Genomic DNA, 25,396 nt, shown 5'->3' on the forward strand with positions numbered 1-25,396 from the left:
GGTGACACCGGACGAGGGGCCGTGAGGCCTCCTCGATAGTACCGCCGGTCCGGGTCCTCCGAGCGCGACGGAGCCTCGCAGCGCGCAGTCCGCAGCCTCGATACGGTGGAAGTCATGTACAGCAGCTACGTCGCGATCGGAGACAGCTTCACCGAGGGGGTCGGCGACGAGCTGCCGGACGGCAGGGTTCGCGGATGGGCGGACCTGGTCGCCACCGGACTGGCCGCCGCCGTCGGCGAACCGGTGCTCTACGCCAATCTGGCCATCCGCGGTCGCAAGCTCGGTCCCATCGTCGGCGAGCAGCTGGATGCGGCGATCGCGATGCACCCCCAGCTGCTCAGCATCAACGGCGGCGGCAACGACATCATGCGTCCGCGGGTCTCCGTCGATGACGTGGCAGCGCAGACCGCCGAGGCCGTCGGCAAGGCGCTGGATGCCGGCATCCACGTGCTGCTGCTCAGCGGCGCCAACCCCAGTGACAACCTGCCAGGCGGGCGCACCGTTCAGCGCCGAGGTGACGAGCTCGCGGAGCGGGTGCGGGCATCCGTCCCCGATCACGGGGTGACGTTCGTGGACAACTTCGCCGACGCCGGCCTGCGGGACCTGCGGTACTGGTCGCTCGACCGGCTGCACCTGAACGCTTTCGGACACGCCAGGGTGGCGTCGAACGTGCTGACGGCGCTCGGCGTTGCCGTGCCGGAGTCGTGGCGCGTCGCCGAGGTCGCCGCTCAGGAGCCCCTCGGCAGACGCCGACCCTCGCTCGCCTACTATCGCGAGTACGTGCTGCCCTGGATCGGCCGCCGCCTCACCGGCCGCTCGTCCGGCGACGGACGCAGCGCGAAGTTCCCCGGTCTGGCGCCCGTCGATCCGGACATCGTGTACTGAGCCACCGGATCGTGTCGCGCACGAGATCGCGGAACGGCGACGGTTCCGCAGCCGTACTCGCGCCGTAAACTCGCAGGCGTGACGACGGTGTACGACGCGGCGGGCGGGACGGCCGGCCTCCAGCGACTCGCGGCGGCCTGGCACGAACGTGTCATGGCCGACGAGGTCGTGAGCCATGCCTTCAGGCACGGGTATCGCGACGATCACATCGAACGCCTCGCGGCGTACTGGAGCGAGGCGCTCGGCGGTCCTCGTGAGTACACCTCCCGGTACGGAGACGAGACAGGCGTCGTGCGGCTGCACAGCGGCAACGGGCTGCACGAAGAGATGAACCTGCGTGCGATCGAGTGTTTCGATCAGGCGCTGACGGATGTCGGGCTGGACGTCGACGAGCGGCTGCGCAGCGTGCTCCACGACTACTGGTCATGGGCGACGACGACGGAGATGTATCAGCATCACGCCTCGGCTGACGAGGTTCCGCAGGGGCTGGCCATCCCGCAGTGGTCGTGGGACGGACTCGTCGAGGCGTGAGGCTGCGTCGGGAAGGACGCGCATGATCTTCGAGGATCGACTGGATGCGGGTCGCCGACTGGCCGCCGCATGCGTCGAGTACAAGGAGCGGTGGCGAAGTCCGATCGTGCTCGGGATACCGCGGGGCGGGGTTCCCGTCGCAGCTCCCGTCGCTCGGGCGCTGGACGCACCGCTGGATGTGATCCTCGTGCGCAAGCTGGGACTTCCGCGCAACGAAGAGGTCGCCATGGGCGCCATCGGCGAGGGCGTGCGGGTGCTCGATGACGGGCTGATCCGCATCATGGGCGTCACCGACGAGGAGCTGGAACGCGTCGAGGACCGCGAACAGCGGGAACTGGAGCGGAGGGTGCGCAGCTTCCGGGAGGGACGGCATCCGCTGGAGCTGAGCGGCACGACGGCCGTCATCGTGGACGACGGGCTCGCGACCGGCGCGACAGCCCGTGCGGCGTGTGCTGTCGCGCGGGCGAAGGGGGCGGCATCCGTCGTGCTCGCGGTGCCCGTCGCACCCCCGGACTGGGAGCCCCAACGGGGAGTGGACGCCAACACGTTCGTCTGCGTCGCACGCCCGCACGGATTCTTCGCGATCGGGCAGTGGTACCACGACTTCACGCAGACGACGGATGCCGAGGTGCGCGCGGTCCTCGACGCTGCCGGCGCTGACTCCGCCGGCTGAGTCCGTCGAAGCAGCCGGGTTCTGCGCGCTCCGGCACTCAGCCCGATACGCGCAGAACGCCCCGCAGGCGGATGCCGTGCGGGGCGTTCTGCGACGCGTCGTGCGCTACTTGAGCGCCGCGTACGCGGGCGCCGCCTCGTTGTGCACGTCGCCGACGACGTGCACGCGCACGTCATTGGTCGAGCCGGAGATTCCGGGAGGGGACCCGGAGATGACGACGACCTTGTCACCGACCTGGGCGAGGCCCTTGCCGATGAGCACGTCGTCGACCTGGCCCATCATCTGGTCGGTGTGCGTCACCCGGTCGACGAGGAAGGACTCGATGCCCCAGGTGAGCGCCAGACGACGACGGATGTTCTCATTCGTCGTGAACGCCTTCATCGGGATCTTCGAGCGCAACCGCGACATGCGGCGCGCCGAGTCGCCCGATTCGGTGAACACGCAGAGGAACTTCGCGTTGACGAAGTCGGCGACCTCTGCGGCGGCGAGCGTGATCGCTCCACCCTGCGTGCGGGGCTTCGTGCCGAGCGGCTGGATGCGGTCCAGGCCGTGGTCTTCGGTCGACTCGATGATGCGGGCCATGGTCTGCACCGTGACGACCGGGTACTCCCCCACGCTCGTCTCGCCGGACAGCATGACCGCGTCGGTGCCGTCGAGCACGGCGTTGGCGCAGTCGGATGCCTCGGCGCGCGTCGGACGCGGGCTCGTGATCATCGACTCGAGCACCTGGGTCGCGACGATGACGGGCTTCGCCATGCGGCGAGAGATCTCCACGGCCCGTTTCTGCACGATCGGCACCGCCTCGAGCGGAAGCTCAACGCCGAGGTCGCCGCGGGCGACCATGATCGCGTCGAACGCGTCGACGATCTCCTCGAGCGCGTCGACCGCCTGCGGTTTCTCGATCTTGGCGATGACGGGAAGGCGACGGCCCTCCTCCTCCATGATCTCGTGCACGCGGACGATGTCCGACGCGTCGCGTACGAACGACAGCGCGATGTAGTCGGCGCCGAGCTTGAGACCCCAGCGCAGATCCGCCTCGTCCTTCGCGCTCAGCGCGGGAACGTTCACCGCGACACCGGGGAGGTTGATGCCCTTGTTGTTGGAGACCGGGCCCGGAACGACGACCTGCGTCTTCACACGCACGCCATCCGTCTCCAGCACACGCAGCGTCACCTTGCCGTCGTCGATGAGGAGCGGATCACCGGGCTTGACGTCCTGCGGCAGGCCCTTGAACGTCGTCGAGGAGATCTCCTTGTTGCCCAGGATGTCTTCCGTCGTGATGGTGAAGATATCTCCCTCGGCGAGGTCGTAGGGTCCGCCCTCGAACTTGCCGAGGCGGATCTTCGGCCCCTGCAGGTCCACCATCACTGCGACGGCACGACCCGAGTCCTCGGCCGCCCGACGCACGTTGGCGTAGACCGCCTCATGCACGTCGTAGGTGCCGTGGCTCAGGTTCATCCGGGCGACGTCGACGCCTGCATCGATGATGGCTCGGATGTTCTCGTAACTGGACGTGGCGGGGCCCAGCGTGGCGACGATCTTGGCTCGTCTCATTGCTTTTCTTCGTACTCCGTAGATTGTGCGCAAGCGCGCGTGATTCGGCCACTGAGGCCGCGACGCGAACGCTAGATCGTGATCCCGCGGTCGGTCGGCTTGATGGGCGAAGGAAGAGCGGTGTCTCCTTCAAGATAGCGGTCGACGGCAGCCGCTGCAGCCCTGCCCTCTGCGATGGCCCACACGATGAGCGACTGACCGCGGCCGGCGTCGCCTGCGACGAACACGCCGGGTTCCTGCGTCTGGTAGTCGCCGTCGCGCACCACGTTGCCGCGCTGATCGAACGGCGTCTGGAGCTGATCGGCGAGCGTGTCCTGCTCCGGACCGGTGAAGCCGAGGGCGAGCAGCACGAGATCCGCGGGGATCTCCCGCTCGGTGCCGGCCTTCGGGACGCGACGTCCGTCGAGGTATTCCGTCTCGGCGACGCGCACGGCGACGACCTCGCCGACATCGTTGCTCACGAACTCGACGGTGGAGGCGAGGAACTCGCGCTTGCCGCCCTCTTCGTGGGCGGTCTGCACCTCGAACAGCGTCGGCGTCATCGGCCACGGCTGGTGCTCAGGACGCTCCGACGGCGGCTGCTGGCCGATCGCGAGGTTCGTGACGGACGCCGCCTTCTGACGGTGAGCCGTGCCGATGCAGTCCGCGCCCGTGTCGCCGCCGCCGAGCACGACCACATGCTTGCCTTCGGCACTGATCTGCGTCGGCACGTGGTCCCCCGCGCCGGCACGGTTCTGCTGCACGAGGTATTCCATGGCGAAGTGCACGCCGGCGAGATCGCGACCGGGGATGGGCAGATCGCGTGGCACCATCGCACCGGTCGCGATCACGACCGCGTCGTAGCGCGTCTTGAGATCGGCCCAGCTGATGTCGACACCGATGTTCACACCGGCGCGGAACCGGGTGCCCTCTGCCGTCATCTGAGCCAGACGCGACTCGATGTGCTTCTTCTCCATCTTGAAGTCGGGGATGCCGTACCGCAGCAGACCGCCGATGCGGTCGTCGCGCTCGTACACGGCGACGGTGTGTCCGGCACGAGTGAGCTGCTGCGCTGCGGCGAGGCCCGCCGGACCGGATCCCACGACCGCCACCGTCTTGCCGGTGAGGCGCTGCGGCGGGTGCGGCTGCACCCATCCGTTCGCCCACGCCTGGTCGATGATGTCGTGCTCGATCTGCTTGATCGTGACCGCCGGCTGGCTGATCCCGAGAACGCACGAGTCCTCGCAGGGAGCAGGGCACAGGCGTCCGGTGAACTCCGGGAAGTTGTTCGTGGCGTGCAGCCGCTCGATGGCCTGGCGGCCCTCCCCGCGCCACATGAGATCGTTCCACTCCGGAATGAGGTTGCCCAGCGGGCACCCCTGGTGGCAGAACGGGACGCCGCAATCCATGCAGCGGCCGGCCTGGCGACGGAGCTGGGTCGGGTCGCCCGCCTCGTAGACCTCTTTCCAGTCCATCAGTCGCACGGACACCGGCCGCCGCTTGGGCAGCTCGCGCTCCGTGACCTTGAGGAAGCCCTTCGGGTCAGCCACGGATAACTCCTCTGTCGCTGGGCAGGAAGCTCTTCGGGTCAGACAGGGTCCATCCGCCGAAAACTCCTCTGTCGCTGGGCAGGAAGCCCTTCGGGTCAGACAGATTCATCCGCCGGTCACCTCCATGATGCGGTTCCAGACGATGTCGCCGTCGGGGTCGAGTCCCTCGTCGACAGCGTTCTTACGGGTTTCGAGCACTGCCGCGTAGTCGCGCGGCAGCACCTTGGTGAAGCGGGCGGATGCCGTCTCCAGATCGGCCAGCAGGCCCTTCGCGACGCTCGAATCCGTCTCGGCGACGTGCTGTTCGAGCAGGTCGCGCACGATCTCGATGTCGCCGCTGCCGAGGGCGGAGAGCTCGAGCTCGCCGCTCGCCAGCGAATCGCGGTTCACCCGTTCTTCCCGGAGGTCGAGGATGTAGGCGGTTCCACCGGACATGCCAGCACCGAGGTTGCGTCCCGTCGTGCCGAGGATGAGGGCGAGACCGCCGGTCATGTACTCGAGTGCGTGGTCGCCGACGCCCTCCACCACGGCAGTCGCGCCGGAGTTGCGCACCAGGAAGCGTTCGCCGACAGTGCCGCGGATGAACATGCTGCCCTGCGTGGCGCCGTATCCGATCACGTTGCCGGCGATCACGTTGCGCTCGGCCGGGAACACGCTGGACCGGTCGGGGCGCACCACGATCCGTCCGCCGGAGAGGCCCTTGCCGACGTAGTCGTTCGAGTCGCCTTCCAGGCGCAGCGTGATGCCGCCTGGAAGGAACGCGCCGAAGGACTGTCCTGCGGATCCGGTGAGCGTCACGTCGATCGATCCGGCCGGCAGGCCGTGCTCGCCGTGGCGCAGCGTGACCTCGTGGCCGAGCATCGTGCCGACAGCGCGCTCCGTGTTGCGGATCGGCAGCGTGAGCTCGATCCTGCCGCCGTGGTCGAGCACGTCCGACGCCTTCTCGATGAGCCGGACGTCGAAGTGCTTCTCCAGCTCGTGGTTCTGAGCCCGACGGTTGCTGCGCGGGGCGTCCTCGTCGAAGACTGGTCCGTGCAGCACCGGGTCCAGATCGAGGCCGGACGCCTTCCAGTGCTCGATGGCGCGGTCGACGTCGAGCATCTCGACATGTCCGACCGCTTCCTCGATGGAGCGGAAACCGAGGGCGGCGAGGTACTCGCGCACCTGCTCGGCGATGAACTCGAAGAAGGTGACAACGAACTCCGGCTTGCCGGTGAAGCGGCTGCGCAGCACGGGGTTCTGCGTGGCGACGCCCACCGGGCACGTGTCCAGGTGGCAGACCCGCATCATGATGCATCCGGAGACGACGAGCGGCGCCGTGGCGAAGCCGAACTCCTCCGCGCCGAGCAGGGCGCCGACGATGACGTCACGTCCGGTCTTCAACTGACCGTCGACCTGAACGACGACGCGGTCGCGCATGCCGTTGAGCATGAGCGTCTGCTGCGTCTCCGCGAGGCCGAGCTCCCACGGCGTACCCGCGTGCTTGAGCGAGTTGAGCGGGCTCGCGCCCGTCCCGCCATCGTGACCGGAGACGAGGATGACGTCGGCCAACGCCTTCGCGGTACCTGCCGCGACAGCGCCGATGCCCGTCTCGCTCACCAGCTTGACGTGCACACGAGCCTGCGGGTTCGCTCGCTTGAGGTCGTAGATGAGCTGCTTGAGGTCCTCGATCGAGTAGATGTCGTGGTGCGGCGGTGGCGAGATGAGTCCGACGCCCGCCGTCGCGTGACGGGTGCGCGCCACCCACGGATACACCTTCGCCGGAGGAAGCTGCCCTCCCTCGCCGGGCTTGGCGCCCTGCGCGAGCTTGATCTGCAGATCCGTGGCATGCGTGAGGTACATGCTCGTCACGCCGAACCGGCCTGAGGCGACCTGCTTGATGGCGCTGCGTCGCTCCGGGTCGAGGAGGCGGTCGATGTCCTCGCCGCCCTCGCCGGTGTTGGACTTGCCGCCCAACCGGTTCATCGCGATGGCGAGCGTCTCGTGCGCCTCCCTCGAGATGGAGCCGTAGCTCATCGCGCCGGTGGAGAACCGCTTCACGATCGAGGAAACCGGCTCGACCTCCTCGATCGGCACGGGAGGACGCACATCGGTGCGCAGCGAGAACATGCCGCGCAGCGTCATGAGCTGCTCGGCCTGGTTGTCGACGAGGTCCGTGTACTCGCGGAAGATGTCGTATCTGCGGTTGCGCGTCGAGTGCTGCAGCCGGAACACGGTGTCCGGGTTGAAGAGGTGGGGAGCACCGTCGCGACGCCACTGGTATTCGCCGCCGGTCGACATCCGCTCGTGCGCCAGCACCGCGCCTTCCTCCGGATATGCGGAGAGGTGGCGTGCCAGGTTCTCCGCCGAGATGACCTCGATGCCGACGCCACCGAGCTTCGAAGAGGTTCCGGTGAAGTACTGGTCGACGAAGTCCTGGGCGAGGCCGACGGCCTCGAACGCCTGAGCTCCCGCGTACGAGGAGACGGTCGAGATGCCCATCTTGGACATGATCTTCAGCACGCCCTTGCCCAGCGCCTTGATCACGTTGCCAACGGCCTTCTCGCCGGAGATCCCGGTGATCATGCCGCTGCGCACGAGGTCTTCGCACGTCTCCATGGCGAGGTAGGGGTTGACCGCGCTCGCGCCGTAGCCGATGAGCAGCGCGACGTGGTGCACTTCGCGCACGTCACCGGCCTCGACGACGAGACCGACCTTGAGCCGGTTCTCGGTACGGATGAGGTGGTGGTGCACGGCGGACAGCATGAGCAGCGACGGGATCGGCGCCAGATCCTTGTTGGAGTCGCGGTCGCTCAGCACGATGAACTTCGCGCCGTCGGCGATCGCCTGGCTGACCTCCTCGCACATCGCCTCGAGACGGCGCTGCATGGCATCCTGGCCGGCGTCGAAGCGGTAGAGGCCGTGGATCGTCACCGTCGTGGTCTGACCGGGGCGAGGGTCGATGTGCTGGATCTTGGCCAGCTCGTCGTTGTCGATCACCGGGAAGTCGAGCACGACCTGGCGCGTGTGTTCCGGACCGGGCTCCAGCAGATTGAGCTCCGGACCGAGACCCAGGCTGAGCGAGGTGACGACCTCTTCGCGGATCGAGTCCAACGGCGGGTTCGTCACCTGCGCGAACTGCTGCGTGAAATAGTCGAACAGCAGACGCGGCCGGTCCGACAGCACGGCGACGGGAGTGTCGGAGCCCATCGCACCGATCGGCTCCGCTCCGTTCTTCGCCATCGGCGTGAGCAGGATGCGCACCTCCTCCTCCGTGTACCCGAACGTGCGCTGACGCCGGGTCACCGAGGCCGGGGTGTGCACGATGTGCTCGCGCTCCGGAAGGTCTTTGAGGTGGATGCGGCCGGCATCCAGCCACTCGCCGTACGGCTCGGCCGAGGCGAGGGATGCCTTGATCTCGTCGTCCTCGATGAGCCGGCCCTCGACGGTGTCGACGAGGAACATCTTGCCCGGACGCAGACGGCCCTTGCGGACGACGCGGCTGGGGTCGATGTCGAGCACGCCCGTCTCGCTGCCCAGCACGACGAGGCCGTCGTCGGTGACGAGATAGCGGCCGGGACGGAGGCCGTTGCGGTCCAGCGTCGCACCGACGAGCGAACCGTCGGTGAACACCAGGGCGGCAGGCCCGTCCCACGGCTCCATGAGCATCGAGTGGTACTCGTAGAACGCCCGGCGTGCCGGGTCGATCTCGGTCTGCTTCTCCCACGCCTCGGGAACCATCATCATGACGGCGTGCGGCAACGAGCGACCGCTCAGCGTGAGCAGCTCGACGACCTCGTCGAAGGAAGCGGAGTCGCTCGCCCCTGGAGTGACGATCGGGTACAGCGGGCGGAGGTTGCCCAGCAGGTCGCTGTGCAGCTGCGTCTGGCGCGCGCGCATCCAGTTGCGGTTGCCCTGCACGGTGTTGATCTCGCCGTTGTGCGCGATCATGCGGAACGGCTGCGCGAGCGGCCACGACGGGAACGTGTTCGTGGAGTAGCGCGAGTGCACGAGGGCTAGCTTCGAGGCGAAACGCTCGTCGGAAAGGTCAGGGTAGAACGGCTCCAGCTGGAGGGTCGTGACCATGCCCTTGTAGACGAGCGTGCGAGCTGACAGCGATGCGAAGTACACGTCGAGCTCGCGCTCGACGCGCTTGCGGAGGCGGAACGTGAGGCGGTCGAGCGCGATGCCGGACAGCGGCGATCCGTTCTCGCCGGTGCGCTCGGAGTCGACGAAGAGCTGCTCGATCGCCGGCATCGCCTGTCGCGCGAGGTTTCCGACCTCGTCGGGACGTACCGGCACGTGACGCCAGCCGAGGACGCGGAGGCCCTCCTCGTCGGCGATCTTCTCGATCGCGGACTTCACCGGCGTGCGCTCCGACTCGTCGATCGGCAGGAACGCGTTGCCGACGGCATAGCGTCCGGCGGCGGGAAGGTCGAACTCGGCGACCGCGCGGAGGAAGCCGTCAGGGATCTGCGTCAGGATGCCCGCGCCGTCACCGGTACCCGCGTCCGACCCGACGGCACCGCGGTGTTCGAGGTGTCGCAGTGCGTTCAGGGCGTGGTCGATGATGTCGTGCCCGGCGGTGCCGCGCAGCGTCGTGACCATGGCCAGGCCGCAGGCGTCGCGCTCGGCGCTCGGGTCGTAGAGACCTTGAGCGTCGGGCACGGTGCTGAACCGGGAAAACGGGGGGCGCTGCGCCATGAATACCGTCCTCACATCGATGAAGGGGGGCGGGACGACGTCGGCCCGTGAACAGGGTGGGTGTTCCGTGCATCCGCCCTGTGAGGCCGGATGCACGACAAGTGAACTGCCGGGTTCGCCGTTAGTGCCTGGAGTCAGCCGGCAGAGCTTGTGGCTGCGGCTTTGGCTTCCGCCGATCCGTTGTCGTTCGAGGCGTCGTCTTCGTCGTTGTCCTCGTCGTCCGGATCGGTGTCGAACGAGTCTACCGCAGTGCCGCCCTTGTTCCATTCGCGGCCGGGACGGTACACGCTGAGCTCGACGCCCGGGTGCCGCCTGGACTGCACGATGAAGAGCACGATGCCGAGCACGAACGCGACGATCGCGGCCCACACGTTGAACGGGATGCCGAGGAACGAGTACTCGCTCGGGTCGATACGGATGGACTCCAGGTAGCTGCGGCCGAGGCCGTACCAGATGAGATATCCGGCGAACATCTTGCCCCAGCGCCACTGGAAACGCTTCTCCAGTGCGACGAGCACGATGACGCCGACGACGTTCCAGATGATCTCGTAGAGGAACAGCGGCTGGAACAGCGTGCCGTCCGGCAGACCCGTCGGGAAGGCCGTGTTCGTGCTCTCGATCTGGAGACCCCACGGCAGGTCCGTCGGGAGTCCGTACAGCTCGTGGTTGACGTAATTGCCGAGGCGGCCGATGGCCTGGGCGAGCAGGAGGCCGGGAGCCAGGGCATCCGCGAACGAGAGGAAGCGCACGCCGGTCTGACGGCTCGCGATCCAGGCGCCGATGCCTCCGCCGATCAGCGAACCGAAGATGGCGTTGCCGCCCTCCCAGATGAAGAAGATGCGCCACGGGTTGGCGCCCGGGTAGAAGTAGTCGTTCGGGTGCGTGAACACGTGGTACAGGCGCGCGCCGAGGAGTCCGAGCACGACCGCCCAGATGAGGAAGTCGATGACGACACCGGGTTCGCCGCCACGCTTGGTGAGGCGGCGCGACGTCCAGAGAGTCGCGACGATGATGCCGACCAGGATGATCAGCGCGTACGTCTTGATGTCCCAGTGCAACCCGAACAGGTCGATCGGGATCGACTGCCAGGACGGCGGCGGGCTCGGAATGCTGAGCGGTGCGATCACCTGTCGGGTTCCCTTTCGTTCGGATGACTGGTGTCATCCGTCTCGACGTCATGCTGAGGCCACGGCCTCGGCGAACATAGTCTAGGAGGTTACGAGAAGAGGGCCGGCCGGGCCGGTCCCGACGAGGTCGTGAACGACCCGTCTCGTCGATCCGGGATGCCGGTCCCTGTGGCCATTCTCAGCCGGCGATGCCAGCGGAGAGATCCTTCGTGGCGTCGGTGACGCGGGCCACTCCGCCTTCGCCCAGCGCGCGGACCAGCGCCGTTCCCACGATGGCGCCGTCGGCGTAGCCGACCACTTCGCGCACCTGGTCGCCGTTCGAGATGCCGATGCCGACGCAGACGGTCTGTGCGCCGGCCGTGCGGAGACGCGACACGAGCGTGCGCGCCGCGGCGTCCACGTCGGACCGCTCGCCCGTGATGCCCATCGTCGACACCGCGTAGACGAATCCGCGGGACGAGTCCGCCGCCATCCGCAGCCGCTCGTCGCTCGAGGTCGGTGCCGCGAGAAACACCCGGTCGAGACCGGCCCGATCGCTGGCGGCGATCCAGTCTGCAGCGGAGTCCGGCGTGATGTCGGGCGTGATGAGTCCGCTGCCGCCTGCCGCCGCGAGCTCGTCGGCGAAGCGGTCGAGGCCGAACTGCACGACGGGATTCCAGTACGTCATGACGAGCGCGGGCACGTCCACCCTGGAGCGGATCTCGCGCACGGCCGTGAAGACGTCGCGAACCCGGAATCCGGCGTGCAGCGCCTGTTGCGTTGCGGCCTGGATGACCGGGCCGTCCATGACCGGGTCGGAGTACGGCAGGCCGAGCTCGAGCACGTCGGCGCCGTTCTCGGCCATGGCCACGGCGGCGTCGATGCTGGTGGCGAGGTCGGGGAAGCCGATCGGAAGGTATCCGACCAGGGCGCCACCACGGGCGGACTTCGCCGCGTGGATCGCCGTCTCGGCGTGGGCGAGCACCGTGGCGTCGCTCATGACTGGCTTCCGTTCTCATCGAGAAGGTCGAAGTAGGCGCCGGCCGTCTGCACGTCCTTGTCGCCGCGACCGGACAGGTTCACCAGGATGACGGAGTCCGGTCCGAGCCGCTTTCCGAGATCGATGGCGCCCGCCAGAGCGTGCGAGGACTCGATCGCCGGCAGGATGCCCTCGGTGCGGCTGAGCAGACGGAACGCCTGCATCGCCTGGTCGTCGGTGATCGGCAGGTAGCTGGCCCGTCCGATGTCGCGGAGCCACGCGTGCTCCGGTCCGACACCGGGGTAGTCGAGTCCGGCCGAGATGGAGTGCGACTCCATGGTCTGACCGTCTTCGTCTTGCAGCACATACGTCTTGGTGCCGTGCAGGATCCCGGGGGTGCCCTCGCTGAGGGTTGCGCCGTGCTCACCGCTCTCGATGCCGTGGCCGCCCGGCTCGAAGCCGTAGAGCTGCACGTCCGGGTCGTCGAGGAAGGCGTGGAAGATGCCGATCGCGTTGGATCCGCCGCCCACGCAGGCCGCGACGGCATCCGGAAGGCGTCCGGTGAGGTCGAGCACCTGCTGACGGGCCTCCTCGCCGATCACCTTGTGGAAGTTGCGAACCATGGTGGGGAACGGATGCGGTCCGTTCACGGTGCCGAGCAGGTAGTGCGTGGTGTCGGCGTTGGCCACCCAGTCCCGGAAGGCCTCGTTGATGGCATCCTTCAGGGTGCGCGAACCCGTCGTGACGGGAACCACCTCGGCGCCGAGAAGCCTCATGCGAGCCACGTTGAGCGCCTGGCGCTTGGTGTCGACCTCGCCCATGTAGACGGTGCACGACATGCCGAACAGGGCGGCAGCGGTCGCGGTGGCGACGCCGTGCTGGCCTGCTCCGGTCTCTGCGATGAGTCGTGTCTTGCCGAGACGGCGCACGAGGAGTGCTTGGCCGAGCACGTTGTTGATCTTGTGCGAGCCGGTGTGGTTCAGATCCTCGCGCTTGAGGATGATCCGTGCACCACCGGCATGCTCGGCGAACCGCGGAACCTCGGTGATGATCGACGGACGACCCGTGTACGTGGCGTGCAGGCGGGCGAGCTCCTCGGCGAAGCCCGGATCCTGCTGCGCAGCCTCGTACTCGGCGGACAGTTCGTCGAGCGTGGCGATGAGCGACTCCGGCATGTACCTGCCGCCGTAGTCGCCGAAGTCGGGACCGCTCTGGTCGCGTAGGGCCATGGTCACTTCCTGGGGGATGGGCCGGCCATCACGGCCGGCACGGAACGTGCGGGGGTTCCCCTCACACGGAGAGGAATTCGGCGAGCCGAGCCATCGGATCGCCCGTGACGAGCGCTTCGCCGACGAGCACGACGTCGGCTCCTGCCTCGCGATAGTGCGCCACGTCGGCCGGGCCGAGCACCGCGGACTCGGCGACGCGGGTGACGCCGGAGGGGATGCTGTCGGCGAGCGTGCCGAACAGGTCGCGATCGAGTTCGAACGTGTCGAGATCGCGGGCGTTCACGCCAACGAGCGACGCGCCGGCGTCGAGCGCCCGCGACACCTCGTCGGCGGAGTGGGTCTCCACGAGCGCCGTCATGCCGAGGGTCGTGACGAGTTGGTGCAACGACACGAGCGTCGCCTGGTCGAGTGCGGCCACGATGAGCAGCACGATGTCCGCGCCTGCCGCACGCGCCTCGTACACCTGATACGGATCGGCGATGAAGTCCTTGCGCAGAACCGGGATGTCGACGGCTGCCCTGACGGCCCTGAGGTCGTCCAGCGAGCCGAGGAACCGGCGCTGCTCCGTCAGCACGCTGATCGCGCTTGCGCCGGCCTGCTCGTACACGGATGCCAGTGCAGCGGGATCGGGGATGTCCGCCAGGCGTCCGCGGGACGGGCTGGCGCGCTTCACCTCCGCGATGATCTTGACCCGATCGGCGGGCGCCAAGGCAGACAGGGCGTCGATCGCCGGCGCCGCTGCTGCTGCGGCAGCCATCACGTGGTCGATGGGAAGCTCGGCGGCCCTTGCGCGGGCATCCTCCACGGATCCGCCGACGAGTTCAGCGAGCAACACGGAGCTCAGTGGCCCTTCGGCTGGTACTTGGGGCCCTTCACGCCGTAGCCGGCCTTGGCCATGATGGCGCCGACGATCGGTCCGATGATCACGACGACCGCGGAGGCGACGACCACCCACGGCTGCTCGAACCAGAAGGCGAACGTGCCGGCGATGACGCCGATCAGCATGATGATGACGGCCGTCCACGCGGCCGGCGAGTGACCGTGGCCAGGATCCGAGGACTCAGCGCTCATGACTCTCTTTTCGCTCTGTGGTGGGGATGCTTGTCATTCTATCGAACCGACGGGTCGCCACCGTCGGCGCCACCGTCCGGTTCGGATGCGTCGACGTCGACGTCATCGGCGGCAATCTCCTCGGATTCCGTCGGGTCGTCGCCTCGGCTCAGCTCGTCCCAGTCGTCGATGGCCGCGTCCCTTGCGCGCGCACGCTGGTCGGCCGCCGAGAGATGGTCATCGCCGTCGGTCTTCGGAGCGGCACCGTCCTGCTGGATCGGCGCCGAGGCATCCTGGGTGGCACCGTAGCGTCGGGAGGCCGTCGGCCAGAGGTGGGCGGTGACGCCGGCTGCGACAGCGGCGAGGGCGAGCACGATGCCGGCTACGAGGGCGACGGCCGGCCAGGCCGTGGCATCCGTGCGGGCGATGACGGCGCGCACGCTGGCATCCCCTGCGATGCCCGTGGCCTTGGTGACGACGGTGATGCCGGTGGCGGCCGGATCGGCCATGGCGGATGCCGTGGATCCGATGATGCTCGCGGCGAGCACGATCCCGAGCACGGCGAGCACGTAGCGCAGCACCCGGCCGGCCAGGGCGAGTGCGCCGCCGAACGCGACACCGGCGAGGGAGAGCGCGGCGATGGCGGGCGCGGCATCCGCTCCCGACACCGTCAGCGCGCCGGAGTGCCCCGACGTGGCACTGAGGTGGAGCGTGTACCACGTCTGCGTGGACGCGGTCAGCACGAGCCCGCTCGCCAGCACGGCGACCAGGATGATCGAGTACTTGAGACGCGGGCCGGTGCGACGCGAAGAGGCAGCCATGTTCAGACCACGCGTTCCAGAGCGTTCGCGATGGCGACGGCGCGCAGAGGGGCCGCCGCCTTGTTCTGCGATTCGATGAACTCGCTGACCGGAACGGAGTCGGCCACGAGACCTCCTCCTGCCTGCACGCGGGCGATGCCGTCCATGATCGTGGCGGTGCGGATGGCGATGGCGAGGTCGGCGTCACCGCCGAAGCCGAAGTAGCCCACCACTCCCCCGTAGACACCGCGTTGCGCCGGTTCGAGCTCGTCGATGATCTCCAGCGCGCGCGGCTTCGGCGCTCCGGAGAGCGTGCCGGCCGGGAACGTCGAACGGAACACGTCGATGGCCGTCGCCTCCTCGCGGAGGTCGCCCTCGACCGACGACACGATGTGCATGATGTGGCTGAACCGCTCCACGCGCATGAACTCGGTCACCTCGACGGTGCCCGCGACGCAGACGCGCGCGAGGTCGTTGCGGGCGAGGTCGACCAGCATGAGGTGCTCCGCGCGCTCCTTCTCGTCCGCGAGGAGCTCCGTCTCGAGCTCGGCGTCCTCTTCGGGCGTGGCGCCGCGGGGCCGGGATCCGGCGATCGGATGCGTGTACGCGCGCCTGTCCTGCACCTTGACGAGCGCCTCGGGAGAGGAACCGACCACGGTGTACGGAGCCCCGCCGGATCGCTCCAGCGTGAGCAGGTACATGTACGGGCTCGGGTTGAGACTGCGCAGCACCCGGTACACGTCGAGTGGATCCGCATCCGTCGGCAGTTCGAAGCGCTGCGAGATGACCACCTGGAAGACGTCGCCGGCGCGGATGTGCTCCTTCGCCGTCTCCACGGATGCCAGGAAGTCCTCGCGCTTCGTGCGCGAGGCGGCGTCAGGTGCGACGGTGAAGTCCGCCGACTCGAGGTGTGCCTCGGCCGGGCGGGACAGCGCCGCCTGCATCGTGTCGAGGCGCGACTGGGCGTCCGACCAAAGGGCATCGGCGTCGGTGCCGGCATCGTCGTCGACGAGCACGTTCGCGATCAGGCGGACCGTGCCGAACCGATGGTCGACCGAGACGAGGTCGGCGACGAAGCACAGCGCCTGGCCCGGCACGTCGAAATCGGCGGGCGGCTGATCCGGGAGCCGTTCCAGCTGGCGGACGGCCTCCCAGCCGATGAACCCGACGAGACCGCCGGTGAGCGGCGGCATGCCGTCCACCGGCTCGGAACGCCACCGTTCGTACAGGCGCGCGAGCAGGTCGAGGGACGGGGTCTCGGCGAGCCGAGGCGTGGCATCCGCTCCGAACGCGCGCTCGGCAGGCAGACCGTAGTCGAGCCAGACCGAGCGGTCGCCCTGCTGGGTGAGGACGCCGAAGGATGCAACGCCCACGAACGAGTAGCGGGAGAAGATGCCGCCCTGTTCGGCCGACTCGAGCAGGAAGGTGCCGGGTTTCGCGGCCGCGAGCTTGCGGTAGATGCCGACGGGCGTCTCGCCGTCCGCGAAGAGCTCGCGGGTCACCGGGATGACGCGACGGGAGCCCAGGAGCTCGTCGAACTGCGCGCGCGTGGTCGTCCCCGGCTGACTCATGCGTCGCCCTCGGACGGTGAGACAGGTGAGGTGACGATCGACGGGACGTCGATCTCGACAGGATCCAGCTGGTCGGCATCGAAGCACGTGCGAGTCCCGGTGTGGCACGCTGCGCCGATCTGCTCGACACGCACCAGCAGCGTGTCGCCGTCGCAGTCGAGTGCCGCCCCGCGCACGTACTGCGCGTGGCCCGACGTGTCGCCCTTGCGCCAGTACTCCTGGCGGGAGCGCGACCAGAAGGTGACGCGTCCCTCGGTCATGGTGCGCAGGAACGCCTCGCGGTCCATCCAGCCAACCATGAGCACCTCTTTGGAGTCCCACTGCTGGATCACCGCTGTGAGGAGGCCCTTGTCGTCGAACCGCACGCGATCGAGGATGCGGGATGCCTCCTGGCGCGAGTCCGCGACACTCACGTCGGCGCTCGTGCCAACGGTCGCGTTCGCGTCGGCGCTTCCGCTCGTTCCGTTCTCCGTTGCGCTCACCGTCGAACCTCCTCGCCTGCCTCGCGCAGGGCGTCCTTCACGTCGCCGATCGTCATGAGTCCGTCGTGGAACACACTCGCGGCGAGCACGGCATCCGCTCCCGCCTCGACGGCCGGTGCGAAGTCCTCGACGGATCCCGCGCCGCCGGACGCGATGACCGGCACGGAGCTGATCTCTCGCATCCGTCGCACGAGCTCCAAGTCGAAGCCCTGCTTCGTGCCGTCCGCATCGATCGAGTTGACGAGGAGCTCGCCGGCTCCGAGCTCGGCGGCCTGCGCGGCCCAGGCGAGGGCATCCAGGTCGGTCTCGGTGCGGCCGCCATGGGTCGTCACGACGAAGCCCGACGCCGTGCGCGGTGACCTCTTGACGTCGAGCGACAGCACGAGCACCTGCGCGCCGAACCGGTCGGCGATCTCCCCGAGCAGCGCCGGACGCGCGATCGCCGCGCTGTTCACGCCGACCTTGTCGGCGCCGCTGGCGAGCAGGCGGGCGACGTCATCGGTGGAGCGCACTCCTCCGCCAACGGTGAGTGGGATGAAGACCTGCTCCGCTGTGCGGCGCACCACGTCGTAGGTGGTCGCGCGTCCCTCGACGGTGGCGGTGACATCCAGGAAGGTCAGTTCGTCGGCGCCCTGCTCGTAGTAGCGCGCGGCCAACTCGACCGGATCGCCTGCGTCCCGAAGGTTCAGGAAGTTGACGCCCTTGACGACGCGGCCGTCCGCCACGTCGAGGCACGGGATAACGCGGATCGCGAGACTCATGTCGGTCGCCCGCCCTTCCTCAGAGCCGTGCCGCGTGGATGGGCGTCACCAGGATGGCGCGAGCACCCAGCTCGTACAGATCGTCCATGATGCGGTTCGTCGAGGTGCGCGGCACCATGGCGCGCACGGCGACCCATCCGGAATCCCGCAGCGGCGAGATGGTCGGGGACTCGACGCCGGGCGTGAGCGCGACGGCCTTCTCGATCAGGTGCGACGGCAGGTCGTAGTCGATCAGCACGTACTGCCTGGCCACCATGACGCCCTGCAGACGGCGGTGGAGCGTCGCGATCCCGGACGCCGGCTCGCCGTCCCCCGCCCCGTCAGGGGCTCCGATCAGCACCGCCTGCGATTGCAGGATCACCGGGCCGAAGATGTCCAGGCCCTGCTTGCGGAGCGTGGAGCCGGTCTCCACGACGTCGGCGACGGCATCCGCCACTCCGAGACGCACCGCCGATTCGACAGCGCCGTCGAGGCGCACCAGCGTGACGTTCACCCCCGCCTCGCGCAGCCAGGCGCCGACCAGCCCGTCGTAGCTCGTGGCAACGCGAAGGCCCTCGAGCTCCTTCACATCGGTGAAACGGCCGGCGGGACCGGCGAACCGGAACGTCGAGGCGGCGAAACCGAGCTCGTCGATCTCGCGCGCCGGCGATCCGGAGTCGAGCAGCAGGTCGCGCCCGGTGATGCCCACGTCGAGGGCGCCGCTTCCGACGTAGGTCGCGATGTCGCGTGGGCGGAGGTAGAAGAACTCCACGTCGTTCGCCGGATCGGCGACGATGAGTTCCTTGGGGTCTTTGCGGCCCGTGTAGCCCGCCTCGGCGAGCATCTGGGCGGCGGTCTCGGAGAGCGAGCCCTTGTTGGGCACGGCGATCTTCAGCATGCGGCTGGTCTTCCTGTGGTCTGCGAACGAACGGATGTCGGGATCGTCATCACAGATGTCGGTAGACGTCCTGCAGCGTGAGGCCCTTCGCGAGCATCAGCACCTGCAGGTGGTAGAGGAGCTGCGAGATCTCCTCGGAGGTTTCGTCGTCGCTCTGGAACTCGGCCGCCATCCACACTTCGGCGGCCTCTTCGACGATCTTCTTGCCGATGGCATGGATGCCCGCATCGAGCTCGCGCACCGTGCCGGAACCCGCGGGACGGGTCTCGGCCTTGGACGTCAGTTCGGCGAACAGCTCGTCGAAAGTCTTCACGCGTTCTAGGCTAGCGGGCTCGGCGGTGGCGCCGCTCCACGGTGAGTTCCTGGCGCATGATGTCGCTTCCGTCGCGTGAAGAGACAAGACGGGTCAGGAAACTCTCGACCTTCGACGCGAAGCGACGAGACGCGCCAGGGATCAGTGCGTGTGCCGGGCGGCCGTGTCGCGCAGCAGCGCGATCTGGGCGGACGTGTCGGCGGCACGGAAGACGCTCGAACCGGCCACGAACGTGTCGGCGCCCGCCTTGGCTGCCACGACGATCGTCTCCTCGGTGATGCCGCCGTCGACCTGAAGCCAGACATCCAGTCCGCGAGCGGTGACGGCTTCACGCAGTGAAGTCAGCTTCGGCATCGTCTCCGGCATGAAGCTCTGGCCGCCGAAACCCGGCTCGACGGTCATCACGAGCACCTGGTCGAACTCGTCGAGAAGGTCGAGGTAGGCATCCGCGGAGGTTCCCGGCTTGAGGGCGATGCCGGCACGGGCGCCCATCGAGCGGAGCCGGCGCGCCAGTGCGACCGGGTCGGAGGCCGCCTCGGCGTGGAACGTGACCGAGTACGCCCCGAGTTCCGCGTATCCGGGTGCCCACCGGTCAGGGTCGTCGATCATGAGGTGCACGTCGAGTGGAATCGCGGAGACGTCCTGGATGCGCCCCACCATCTGCGGCCCGAACGTGAGATTCGGCACGAAGTGGTTGTCCATGACGTCGACGTGCACGAGATCGGCCGAGGAGATCCGCTCGAGGTCACGCTGCATGTTGACGAAGTCGGCGGCGAGGATGCTCGGGTTGATGCGCGGCATGGGCGTCACTTCTCTTTCTCCAGCAGCGTGATGAACATGGCGTCCGTTCCGTGCCGATGCGGCCACAGCTGCACCTGGGCCGGGTCGCCTGCAAGGTCGAGCGGATTCACCGCCAGCCCCTGCAGCACGTCCTGGGTCGGCAGCTCCTTGAGCTCTCCCGGATGCCGCTTCAGCGCGTCGCTCACCTGCACGCGGGTCTCCGCCAGGTGCGGCGAGCACGTCACGTAGCAGAGCAGTCCGCCCGGACGCAGCGCCTTCACTGCCGAGTCGAGCAGCGCCGCCTGAAGCCTGGCGAGCTCTGGAACGTCGCCGGGTGTCTTGCGCCAGCGCGCCTCCGGCCGGCGACGCAGGGCGCCGAGCCCGGTACACGGCGCGTCGAGCAGGATGCGGTCGTACCTGCCGGGCTCGTCGATGCCGATCGTGGTGCCGTCCCGCTCGGAGAAGTCGACAGCGGATGCCGCGGGCGCGACCGCGCGCTTCACCAGTTCGAGCCTGGCGGGCACGATCTCGTTGGCGACCAGCCGTGCGCCGGAGATGAGCGCAGTGGCGGCGAGGATGGCCGCCTTTCCGCCCGGCCCCGCACACATGTCGAGCCACAGCTCGCCCTCGGCGATCTCGCGTGCGGCCAGCAGTGTCTGCACGGCGAGCTGCGAGCCTTCGTCCTGTACCCGCACCGCACCCTCCGTCTCCTCCACGATCGCTCGTGGGTCGCCGCCGTTCCAGACGAATCCGATCGGCGAGTAGCGGTCGAGGTCGGAATCCTCCGGGCGGTGCGCGAGGGCGGGAAGGGCCGCGAGGTTCACGCGCGGTGCCTCGTTGTCCGCGGTCAGCAGCTCCTCCAGCTCGTCCTCGCGATGCTCGGCGGCGAGCGAGTGTCGGAACGCACGTACCACCCAGCTGGGATGCGAGTGCAGGGCGGCCAACTGGTCGTCCTCGTCGCGTGCCGCGTCGAGCACCCTCGTGCGCCACACGTCCGGTTTCGCGCGCGCGATACCGCGCAGCACGCCGTTCGCGAATCCGACGGCCGAGCGTGACCCGATGGCTCGCACCAGCTCGACGGTCTCGAACACCGCGGCGTGCGTCGCCGTGCGCATGGTGAGCAGCTGATGGCAGCCGAGCCGCAGCGCGTCGAGGACGGGCCCGTCGATGCGGTCGACGGAGCGATCGGCGGCGAGTTCGATCACACGGTCGTAGTACCCCTGCATCCGCAGCGTGCCGTACGTGAGCTCGGTCGCGAGGGCCGCGTCTGCGCGCGTCAGGTGGGCACGCTCGAGGCGGGCGGGGAGGAGGAGGTTCGCGTAGGCATCCGAATCGGTCACCGCGCGGATCACATCGAACGCCACCGAGCGTGCTGAGGACCGCACGCCGCTCACGAGGCGACTCCCGTGTCGTGAGTCGGCGTCGCCTCCGCATCGGAGGCGTCGTCGACCCGGGCGCCGCCCTGTAGACCGCGCAGCCAGTCGGCACCGGCCATCGCCCGCTTGCCAGCAGGCTGCACGGTGACGAGTTCGAGTGGGGCGGATGCCGTGCCCAGGTACGCGCGGGAGCCGTGCAGTCGCAACTCCCCCGGCGACAGCTGCTCGACAGCGGAGCGCGCCGCCGCGAGCACCTTCACCCGGGTTCCGCCGACGGTCACGAACGCCCCGGGTTCCGGGGTCACACCGCGGATGCGCGCGTACACGGCACGGGCGTCCTGCCGGACGTCGAGTCGTGCGTCATCGAGGGTGAGCTTGGGGGCGAGCGTCGGCTCGCCCTGCTGGGACGTCGCGACGGCCGTGCCCCTCGCGATGGCGTCCACGACGCGCGAGACGAGTTCGGCTCCGGCGACCGCGAGCGAGTCCAGCAGCTCTCCCGCCGTCTCGTCGGCGCCGACAGGTCGCTCGATGACGTCGTAGACGGCGCCGGCGTCGAGCTCGGGCACGAGCCGGAAGACGGCGGCTCCCGTGCGGTCGTCGCCCGCGATGAGCGCACGCTGCACGGGTGCGGCTCCTCGCCAACGCGGCAGAAGGGAGAAGTGGAGGTTGATCCAGCCGTGATCCGGCGCGGAGAGCAGGGGTTCGCGCACCAGCCCGCCGTAGGCGACGACGACGCCCAGCTCCGGCCGTGTCTGCAGGATGCCGTCGGTCGCCTCCGCGTCGAGCCGTGCCGTCTTCAGCACGGGCAGCCCCAGCTCCGCCGCGGCCTGGGCAACAGGGGACGGTGTGAGGACGCGCTTGCGCCCGAGCGGGGCATCCGGCCGGGTGACGACGCACACGATCTCGTGATCCCCGCCCGCAAGGGTGCGCAGGGTGGGGACGGCGGCGTTCGGGGTTCCGGCGAACACGATCCTCATCCGGTTCGGTCTCCTTCGCGGGCGGTGGGTGGGGCGTCCCTACACGACCTCCGGGTCGTCGAGCCTGACTCTGAGTGTAGGCGGCGGACGGTACCCGCGGTCGCTGCGCGGCTTGCGTCCCTTCGTCGCGGAGCGCACGATCGCCGACCGCAGTGCCGATGCCACCGCCGCGCCGTGTGCGTACTCGAAACGCACGATGGCGCGCACCGCGTCCGACGGCACGCTCGCCTGTCTTGCGGATGTCGCGTGCGGATCGACCGGCGTCGGACCGAGCACGTCGATGACGGTGTTCGGATCGAGCGCGGCGACGGCGTCACCGACGGCCTTCGGCGTGCCCGTCACCGTCGCGACCCGCACTGCGGGCGGGAAGCGGAGGACGCGCCGATCCCTCAGCTGAGCGCTCGCGTACTCGGGCTGCCGCCAGGTGGCCAGTGCCTGGGCGAGCGGCCCGGAGACGCCGACGAGCACCACGGGAGCGCCGGGAGCGGCGAGGGATGCCGCGTTCGACCACCACCGCAGGCAGTCCTCCGCCACGTTCAGGGACTCGCGGGCGAGCATCCGTTCGCCGTCCAGCAGCAGCACGGCGCGGTATCCGCCAGCCGCGATCGGCTCGGCGCCGCGGGTCGCAACGACCAGCGCAGACCTGTCGTCGACGGCGGTCACGCGGCGTTCACCGTCGGAAACCACCACTCTGACTCCGGGGAACGCGCGACCGAGCTCCTCGGCGGTGCGGGACGATCCGCGCGAGACGAGTCGCACGCGTGTGCCGCCGCAGTGGGAGCAGGTCCAGCCGGTGGCGATGGCACCGCACCAGCGGCACGACGGCGCCGCTCCCGCGCGGTCCTGGCCGAGCGGGCCGCCGCAGCGTGCGCAGTGCGCGGCCTGGCGGCACTGCGCGCAGGCAACGACCGGCGCGTAACCGGGTCGTGCAACCTGCACGAGCACGGGACCCGCGTCCAGCCCCTCCCGCGCGGCTCGCCAGGCTCCGGCGGGAACCCGCGACGGTGCGCCCTCCCCCGCCTGGGCGGCGGTGCCGACCACGCGGGGGCTCTTGGCGCGCGCCGGCGCGTGTGCGGTCAGCCATCCGACATCGACGAGTCGCTGCACCTCGATGCTGCGCGTGTGTCCGACGAAGGCCAGTCCGAATCCCTCGGCCTCGGCGCGCACGAGGGCGACGTCCCTGGAGTGGGCATACGGCGCAAGGGGTTCGGCGTGCAGCGGATCCGAGTCGTCCCAGAGCGCGATGAGTCCGAGTCGATGCGCCGGCGCGTACACCGCCGACCGGTTGCCGATCACGATCACCGGACGCGGCTCGAGGCAGCGCAGGAAGGCGCGGTAGCGGTCCGGATTCGGCTGGCCGGCATCGACGCGGGCGACGGCATCTGCTTCCACGGCATCGGAGAGGGCCGCCTGGAGCTGATCGAGGTCGCGGTAGTCGGGCACCGCGAGGATCGCGCTGCGACCGGATGCCACGCACCGCGCCGCGATCTCGGCCAGTGTCACCGCCCACGCGCCCACCCAGGTGCCGTCGCCCGTGCGCGCGAGCCGTGGCATGGCATCCACCGCCACGCGGCCGCCCTGATCGACGGCACGTGCGAGGTCGTCCTGATACCCGCGAACGGGTCGCCGGTCGGCGGCCGGGATCACGTCGGCAGCGTCGGCTCGCGGATGCTCCGCGGCCAGCCATGCCTTCTCCACGCGCACCATGCGCGGCGGGATCGCCAGGCGCAGCACGTCGCTGGCGCTGCCCGCGGAGCGGTCCGCGATCCGTCTCGCGAGCGTCGCCACGGACGGCGTCAGCACCCGGGCTGCCGAGACGACGGACTCGAGCTCGCTGAGTTCGCCCTCGAAGTCGGCGTGATCGGCGACCTCGACGATGTAGCCGCCGGCGAGCCTCCCCGCCGTGCGCAGGGGGACGTTGACGCGCACGCCGGGGACGGCATCCTCGGCCAGCCGCTCCGGGATCGCGTAGTCGAACAGTCGATCCAGCTGCGGAAGCGGGGTGTCGACGATCACGCGGGCGACCCGCGCAGCGGGCATGGCGCCTACAGTCCCGCGGCCGACCGCAGGTCGTTGACGCGGTCCAGTCGCTCCCAGGTGAAGTCGGGCAGCTCGCGGCCGAAGTGGCCGTACGTCGCCGTCTTCGCGTAGATCGGACGCAGCAGGTCGAGGTCGCGGATGATCGCGGCCGGTCTCAGGTCGAAGACCTCGCGGATGGCCGACGTGATGCGGTCCTCCGGCAGGTGCGCTGTGCCGAACGTCTCGACGTACAGACCCACCGGCGACGCCGTGCCGATCGCGTAGGCGACCTGCACCTCGAGGCGGTCCGCGAGGCCAGCTGCGACGGCGTTCTTCGCGACCCAGCGCATGGCGTACGCGGCGGAGCGGTCCACCTTGGACGGATCCTTGCCGCTGAACGCCCCTCCGCCGTGCCGGGATGCCCCGCCGTACGTGTCGATGATGATCTTGCGTCCGGTGAGGCCGGCGTCGCCCTGCGGTCCGCCGATCTCGAAGCGTCCGGTGGGGTTGATGAGCAGCTTCACGTCGCGCGAGTCGAGGTCGACCCGGTCGAGGACGGGGCGGATGACGTGCTCGGCGACCGCCGTGCGCAGCGCATCCGTGGAGATGGTGGTCGAGTGCTGCGTGGACAGCACGACCGTGTCGATCGTGACGGGCGTGATGCCGTCGTATCCGATGGTGACCTGCGTCTTGCCGTCCGGACGGAGGAAGTCGAGTTCACCAGTCTTGCGTGCCTCGGCGAGGCGCTCGGCCAGCCGGTGCGCGATCCAGATCGGCACGGGCATGAGCTCGGAGGTCTCGGTGGTCGCGTAACCGAACATGATGCCCTGATCGCCTGCACCCTGCTGGTCGAGCAGGTCGTGCGACGAGCCCTCTCGGGTCTCGTATGCGGAGTCGACGCCCTGGGCGATGTCGGGCGACTGGCCACCGATGGACACGGACACGCCGCAGGACCGGCCGTCGAACCAGACGTCGGAGGATGTGTACCCGATGCCGGTGACGGTCTCCCGCACGATCGCGGGGATCTCCACGTAGCCGCTCGTGGTCACCTCGCCCGCGACGTGCACGAGGCCGGTGGTGACCAGGGTCTCAACGGCGACGCGACTGTGCGGATCGACCCGCAGCAGCGCATCGAGGATGCTGTCGGAGATCTGGTCGCAGATCTTGTCGGGATGCCCTTCGGTCACCGACTCGGACGTGAAAAGGCGCAAAGAAGTCATG

General features: G+C 69.1%; 22 protein-coding genes. 3 read left to right on the plus strand and 19 right to left on the minus strand.

Features of this window, described 5'->3' with window-relative positions; translation table 11 throughout:
• Nucleotides 1–114 precede the first annotated feature (114 nt).
• The 3 genes from ACX9R5_RS11955 to ACX9R5_RS11965 all read left to right on the plus strand — a co-directional run bounded on the left by ACX9R5_RS11955 (nt 115) and on the right by ACX9R5_RS11965 (nt 2,089).
• A complete protein-coding gene (locus tag ACX9R5_RS11955) occupies nt 115–885 on the plus strand; it encodes an SGNH/GDSL hydrolase family protein (protein WP_459409265.1) in 771 nt (256 codons plus the stop codon).
• A gap of 78 nt (nt 886–963) precedes the next feature.
• Nucleotides 964–1,416: a group II truncated hemoglobin gene (locus ACX9R5_RS11960; protein WP_459409266.1), complete on the plus strand. Its 453-nt coding sequence runs from the start codon at nt 964–966 to the stop codon at nt 1,414–1,416.
• A 22-nt stretch (nt 1,417–1,438) separates the two neighbouring features.
• Complete coding sequence (locus tag ACX9R5_RS11965; protein WP_459409267.1) at nt 1,439–2,089, plus strand: phosphoribosyltransferase; 651 nt, start codon at nt 1,439–1,441, stop codon at nt 2,087–2,089.
• 105 nt (nt 2,090–2,194) lie between these two features.
• Here ACX9R5_RS11965 and pyk read toward each other — a convergent pair whose 3' ends face one another.
• From pyk to metK, 19 genes are all read right to left on the minus strand, one after another.
• On the minus strand, nt 2,195–3,643 hold the full coding sequence (pyk, locus tag ACX9R5_RS11970; RefSeq protein WP_459409268.1) for a pyruvate kinase: 1,449 nt from the start codon (nt 3,641–3,643) through the stop codon (nt 2,195–2,197).
• 71 nt (nt 3,644–3,714) lie between these two features.
• On the minus strand, nt 3,715–5,172 hold the full coding sequence (locus tag ACX9R5_RS11975) for a glutamate synthase subunit beta (RefSeq protein ID WP_459409269.1): 1,458 nt from the start codon (nt 5,170–5,172) through the stop codon (nt 3,715–3,717).
• A 105-nt stretch (nt 5,173–5,277) separates the two neighbouring features.
• Nucleotides 5,278–9,855, minus strand: coding sequence for a glutamate synthase large subunit (gene gltB, locus ACX9R5_RS11980; RefSeq protein ID WP_459409270.1), 4,578 nt, complete (start codon nt 9,853–9,855; stop codon nt 5,278–5,280).
• Nucleotides 9,856–9,989: 134 nt separating this feature from the next.
• Nucleotides 9,990–10,982, minus strand: a complete 993-nt coding sequence (gene lgt, locus ACX9R5_RS11985; protein ID WP_459409271.1) for a prolipoprotein diacylglyceryl transferase — start codon at nt 10,980–10,982, stop codon at nt 9,990–9,992.
• A 178-nt stretch (nt 10,983–11,160) separates the two neighbouring features.
• A complete protein-coding gene (gene trpA, locus ACX9R5_RS11990) occupies nt 11,161–11,961 on the minus strand; it encodes a tryptophan synthase subunit alpha (RefSeq protein WP_459409272.1) in 801 nt (266 codons plus the stop codon).
• Nucleotides 11,958–13,169, minus strand: coding sequence for a tryptophan synthase subunit beta (trpB, locus tag ACX9R5_RS11995; protein WP_459409273.1), 1,212 nt, complete (start codon nt 13,167–13,169; stop codon nt 11,958–11,960). Before trpB ends, trpA begins: the two co-directional genes overlap by 4 nt.
• 61 nt (nt 13,170–13,230) lie before the next feature.
• Nucleotides 13,231–14,001 carry an indole-3-glycerol phosphate synthase TrpC gene (trpC, locus tag ACX9R5_RS12000; RefSeq protein WP_459409675.1) on the minus strand — a complete coding sequence of 257 codons (771 nt, stop codon included), beginning with the start codon at nt 13,999–14,001 and terminating at the stop codon, nt 13,231–13,233.
• Nucleotides 14,002–14,009: 8 nt separating this feature from the next.
• Nucleotides 14,010–14,240, minus strand: a complete 231-nt coding sequence (locus tag ACX9R5_RS12005) for a DUF6704 family protein (RefSeq protein WP_459409274.1) — start codon at nt 14,238–14,240, stop codon at nt 14,010–14,012.
• A gap of 38 nt (nt 14,241–14,278) precedes the next feature.
• Nucleotides 14,279–15,040, minus strand: a complete 762-nt coding sequence (locus ACX9R5_RS12010) for a Trp biosynthesis-associated membrane protein (protein ID WP_459409275.1) — start codon at nt 15,038–15,040, stop codon at nt 14,279–14,281.
• A 2-nt stretch (nt 15,041–15,042) separates the two neighbouring features.
• On the minus strand, nt 15,043–16,590 hold the full coding sequence (locus ACX9R5_RS12015; protein WP_459409276.1) for an anthranilate synthase component I: 1,548 nt from the start codon (nt 16,588–16,590) through the stop codon (nt 15,043–15,045).
• Nucleotides 16,587–17,072, minus strand: a complete 486-nt coding sequence (gene hisI / locus ACX9R5_RS12020; RefSeq protein WP_459409277.1) for a phosphoribosyl-AMP cyclohydrolase — start codon at nt 17,070–17,072, stop codon at nt 16,587–16,589. The genes ACX9R5_RS12015 and hisI overlap by 4 nt, the downstream gene beginning before the upstream one ends.
• Nucleotides 17,069–17,833 carry an imidazole glycerol phosphate synthase subunit HisF gene (gene hisF, locus ACX9R5_RS12025; RefSeq protein WP_459409278.1) on the minus strand — a complete coding sequence of 255 codons (765 nt, stop codon included), beginning with the start codon at nt 17,831–17,833 and terminating at the stop codon, nt 17,069–17,071. The genes hisI and hisF overlap by 4 nt, the downstream gene beginning before the upstream one ends.
• A 19-nt stretch (nt 17,834–17,852) precedes the next feature.
• Complete coding sequence (gene hisG, locus ACX9R5_RS12030; RefSeq protein ID WP_459409279.1) at nt 17,853–18,710, minus strand: ATP phosphoribosyltransferase; 858 nt, start codon at nt 18,708–18,710, stop codon at nt 17,853–17,855.
• A gap of 49 nt (nt 18,711–18,759) precedes the next feature.
• A complete protein-coding gene (locus tag ACX9R5_RS12035; RefSeq protein ID WP_170023804.1) occupies nt 18,760–19,023 on the minus strand; it encodes a phosphoribosyl-ATP diphosphatase in 264 nt (87 codons plus the stop codon).
• Between the two features lie 141 nt (nt 19,024–19,164).
• Nucleotides 19,165–19,824 (minus strand): ribulose-phosphate 3-epimerase, encoded by a 660-nt coding sequence (gene rpe, locus ACX9R5_RS12040; RefSeq protein WP_459409280.1) that lies wholly within the window; start codon nt 19,822–19,824, stop codon nt 19,165–19,167.
• Between the two features lie 5 nt (nt 19,825–19,829).
• A complete protein-coding gene (locus ACX9R5_RS12045) occupies nt 19,830–21,188 on the minus strand; it encodes an RsmB/NOP family class I SAM-dependent RNA methyltransferase (RefSeq protein ID WP_459409676.1) in 1,359 nt (452 codons plus the stop codon).
• A gap of 5 nt (nt 21,189–21,193) precedes the next feature.
• The gene (gene fmt / locus ACX9R5_RS12050; protein WP_459409281.1) at nt 21,194–22,156 is read right to left on the minus strand and encodes a methionyl-tRNA formyltransferase; all 963 of its coding nucleotides are present in this window, start codon (nt 22,154–22,156) and stop codon (nt 21,194–21,196) included.
• Between the two features lie 39 nt (nt 22,157–22,195).
• Nucleotides 22,196–24,196, minus strand: a complete 2,001-nt coding sequence (locus ACX9R5_RS12055; protein WP_459409282.1) for a primosomal protein N' family DNA-binding protein — start codon at nt 24,194–24,196, stop codon at nt 22,196–22,198.
• Between the two features lie 5 nt (nt 24,197–24,201).
• Nucleotides 24,202–25,395, minus strand: a complete 1,194-nt coding sequence (metK, locus tag ACX9R5_RS12060; protein ID WP_459409283.1) for a methionine adenosyltransferase — start codon at nt 25,393–25,395, stop codon at nt 24,202–24,204.
• Nucleotide 25,396 lies beyond the last annotated feature (1 nt).

The sequence above is a fragment of the Rathayibacter sp. CAU 1779 genome (assembly GCF_054551755.1).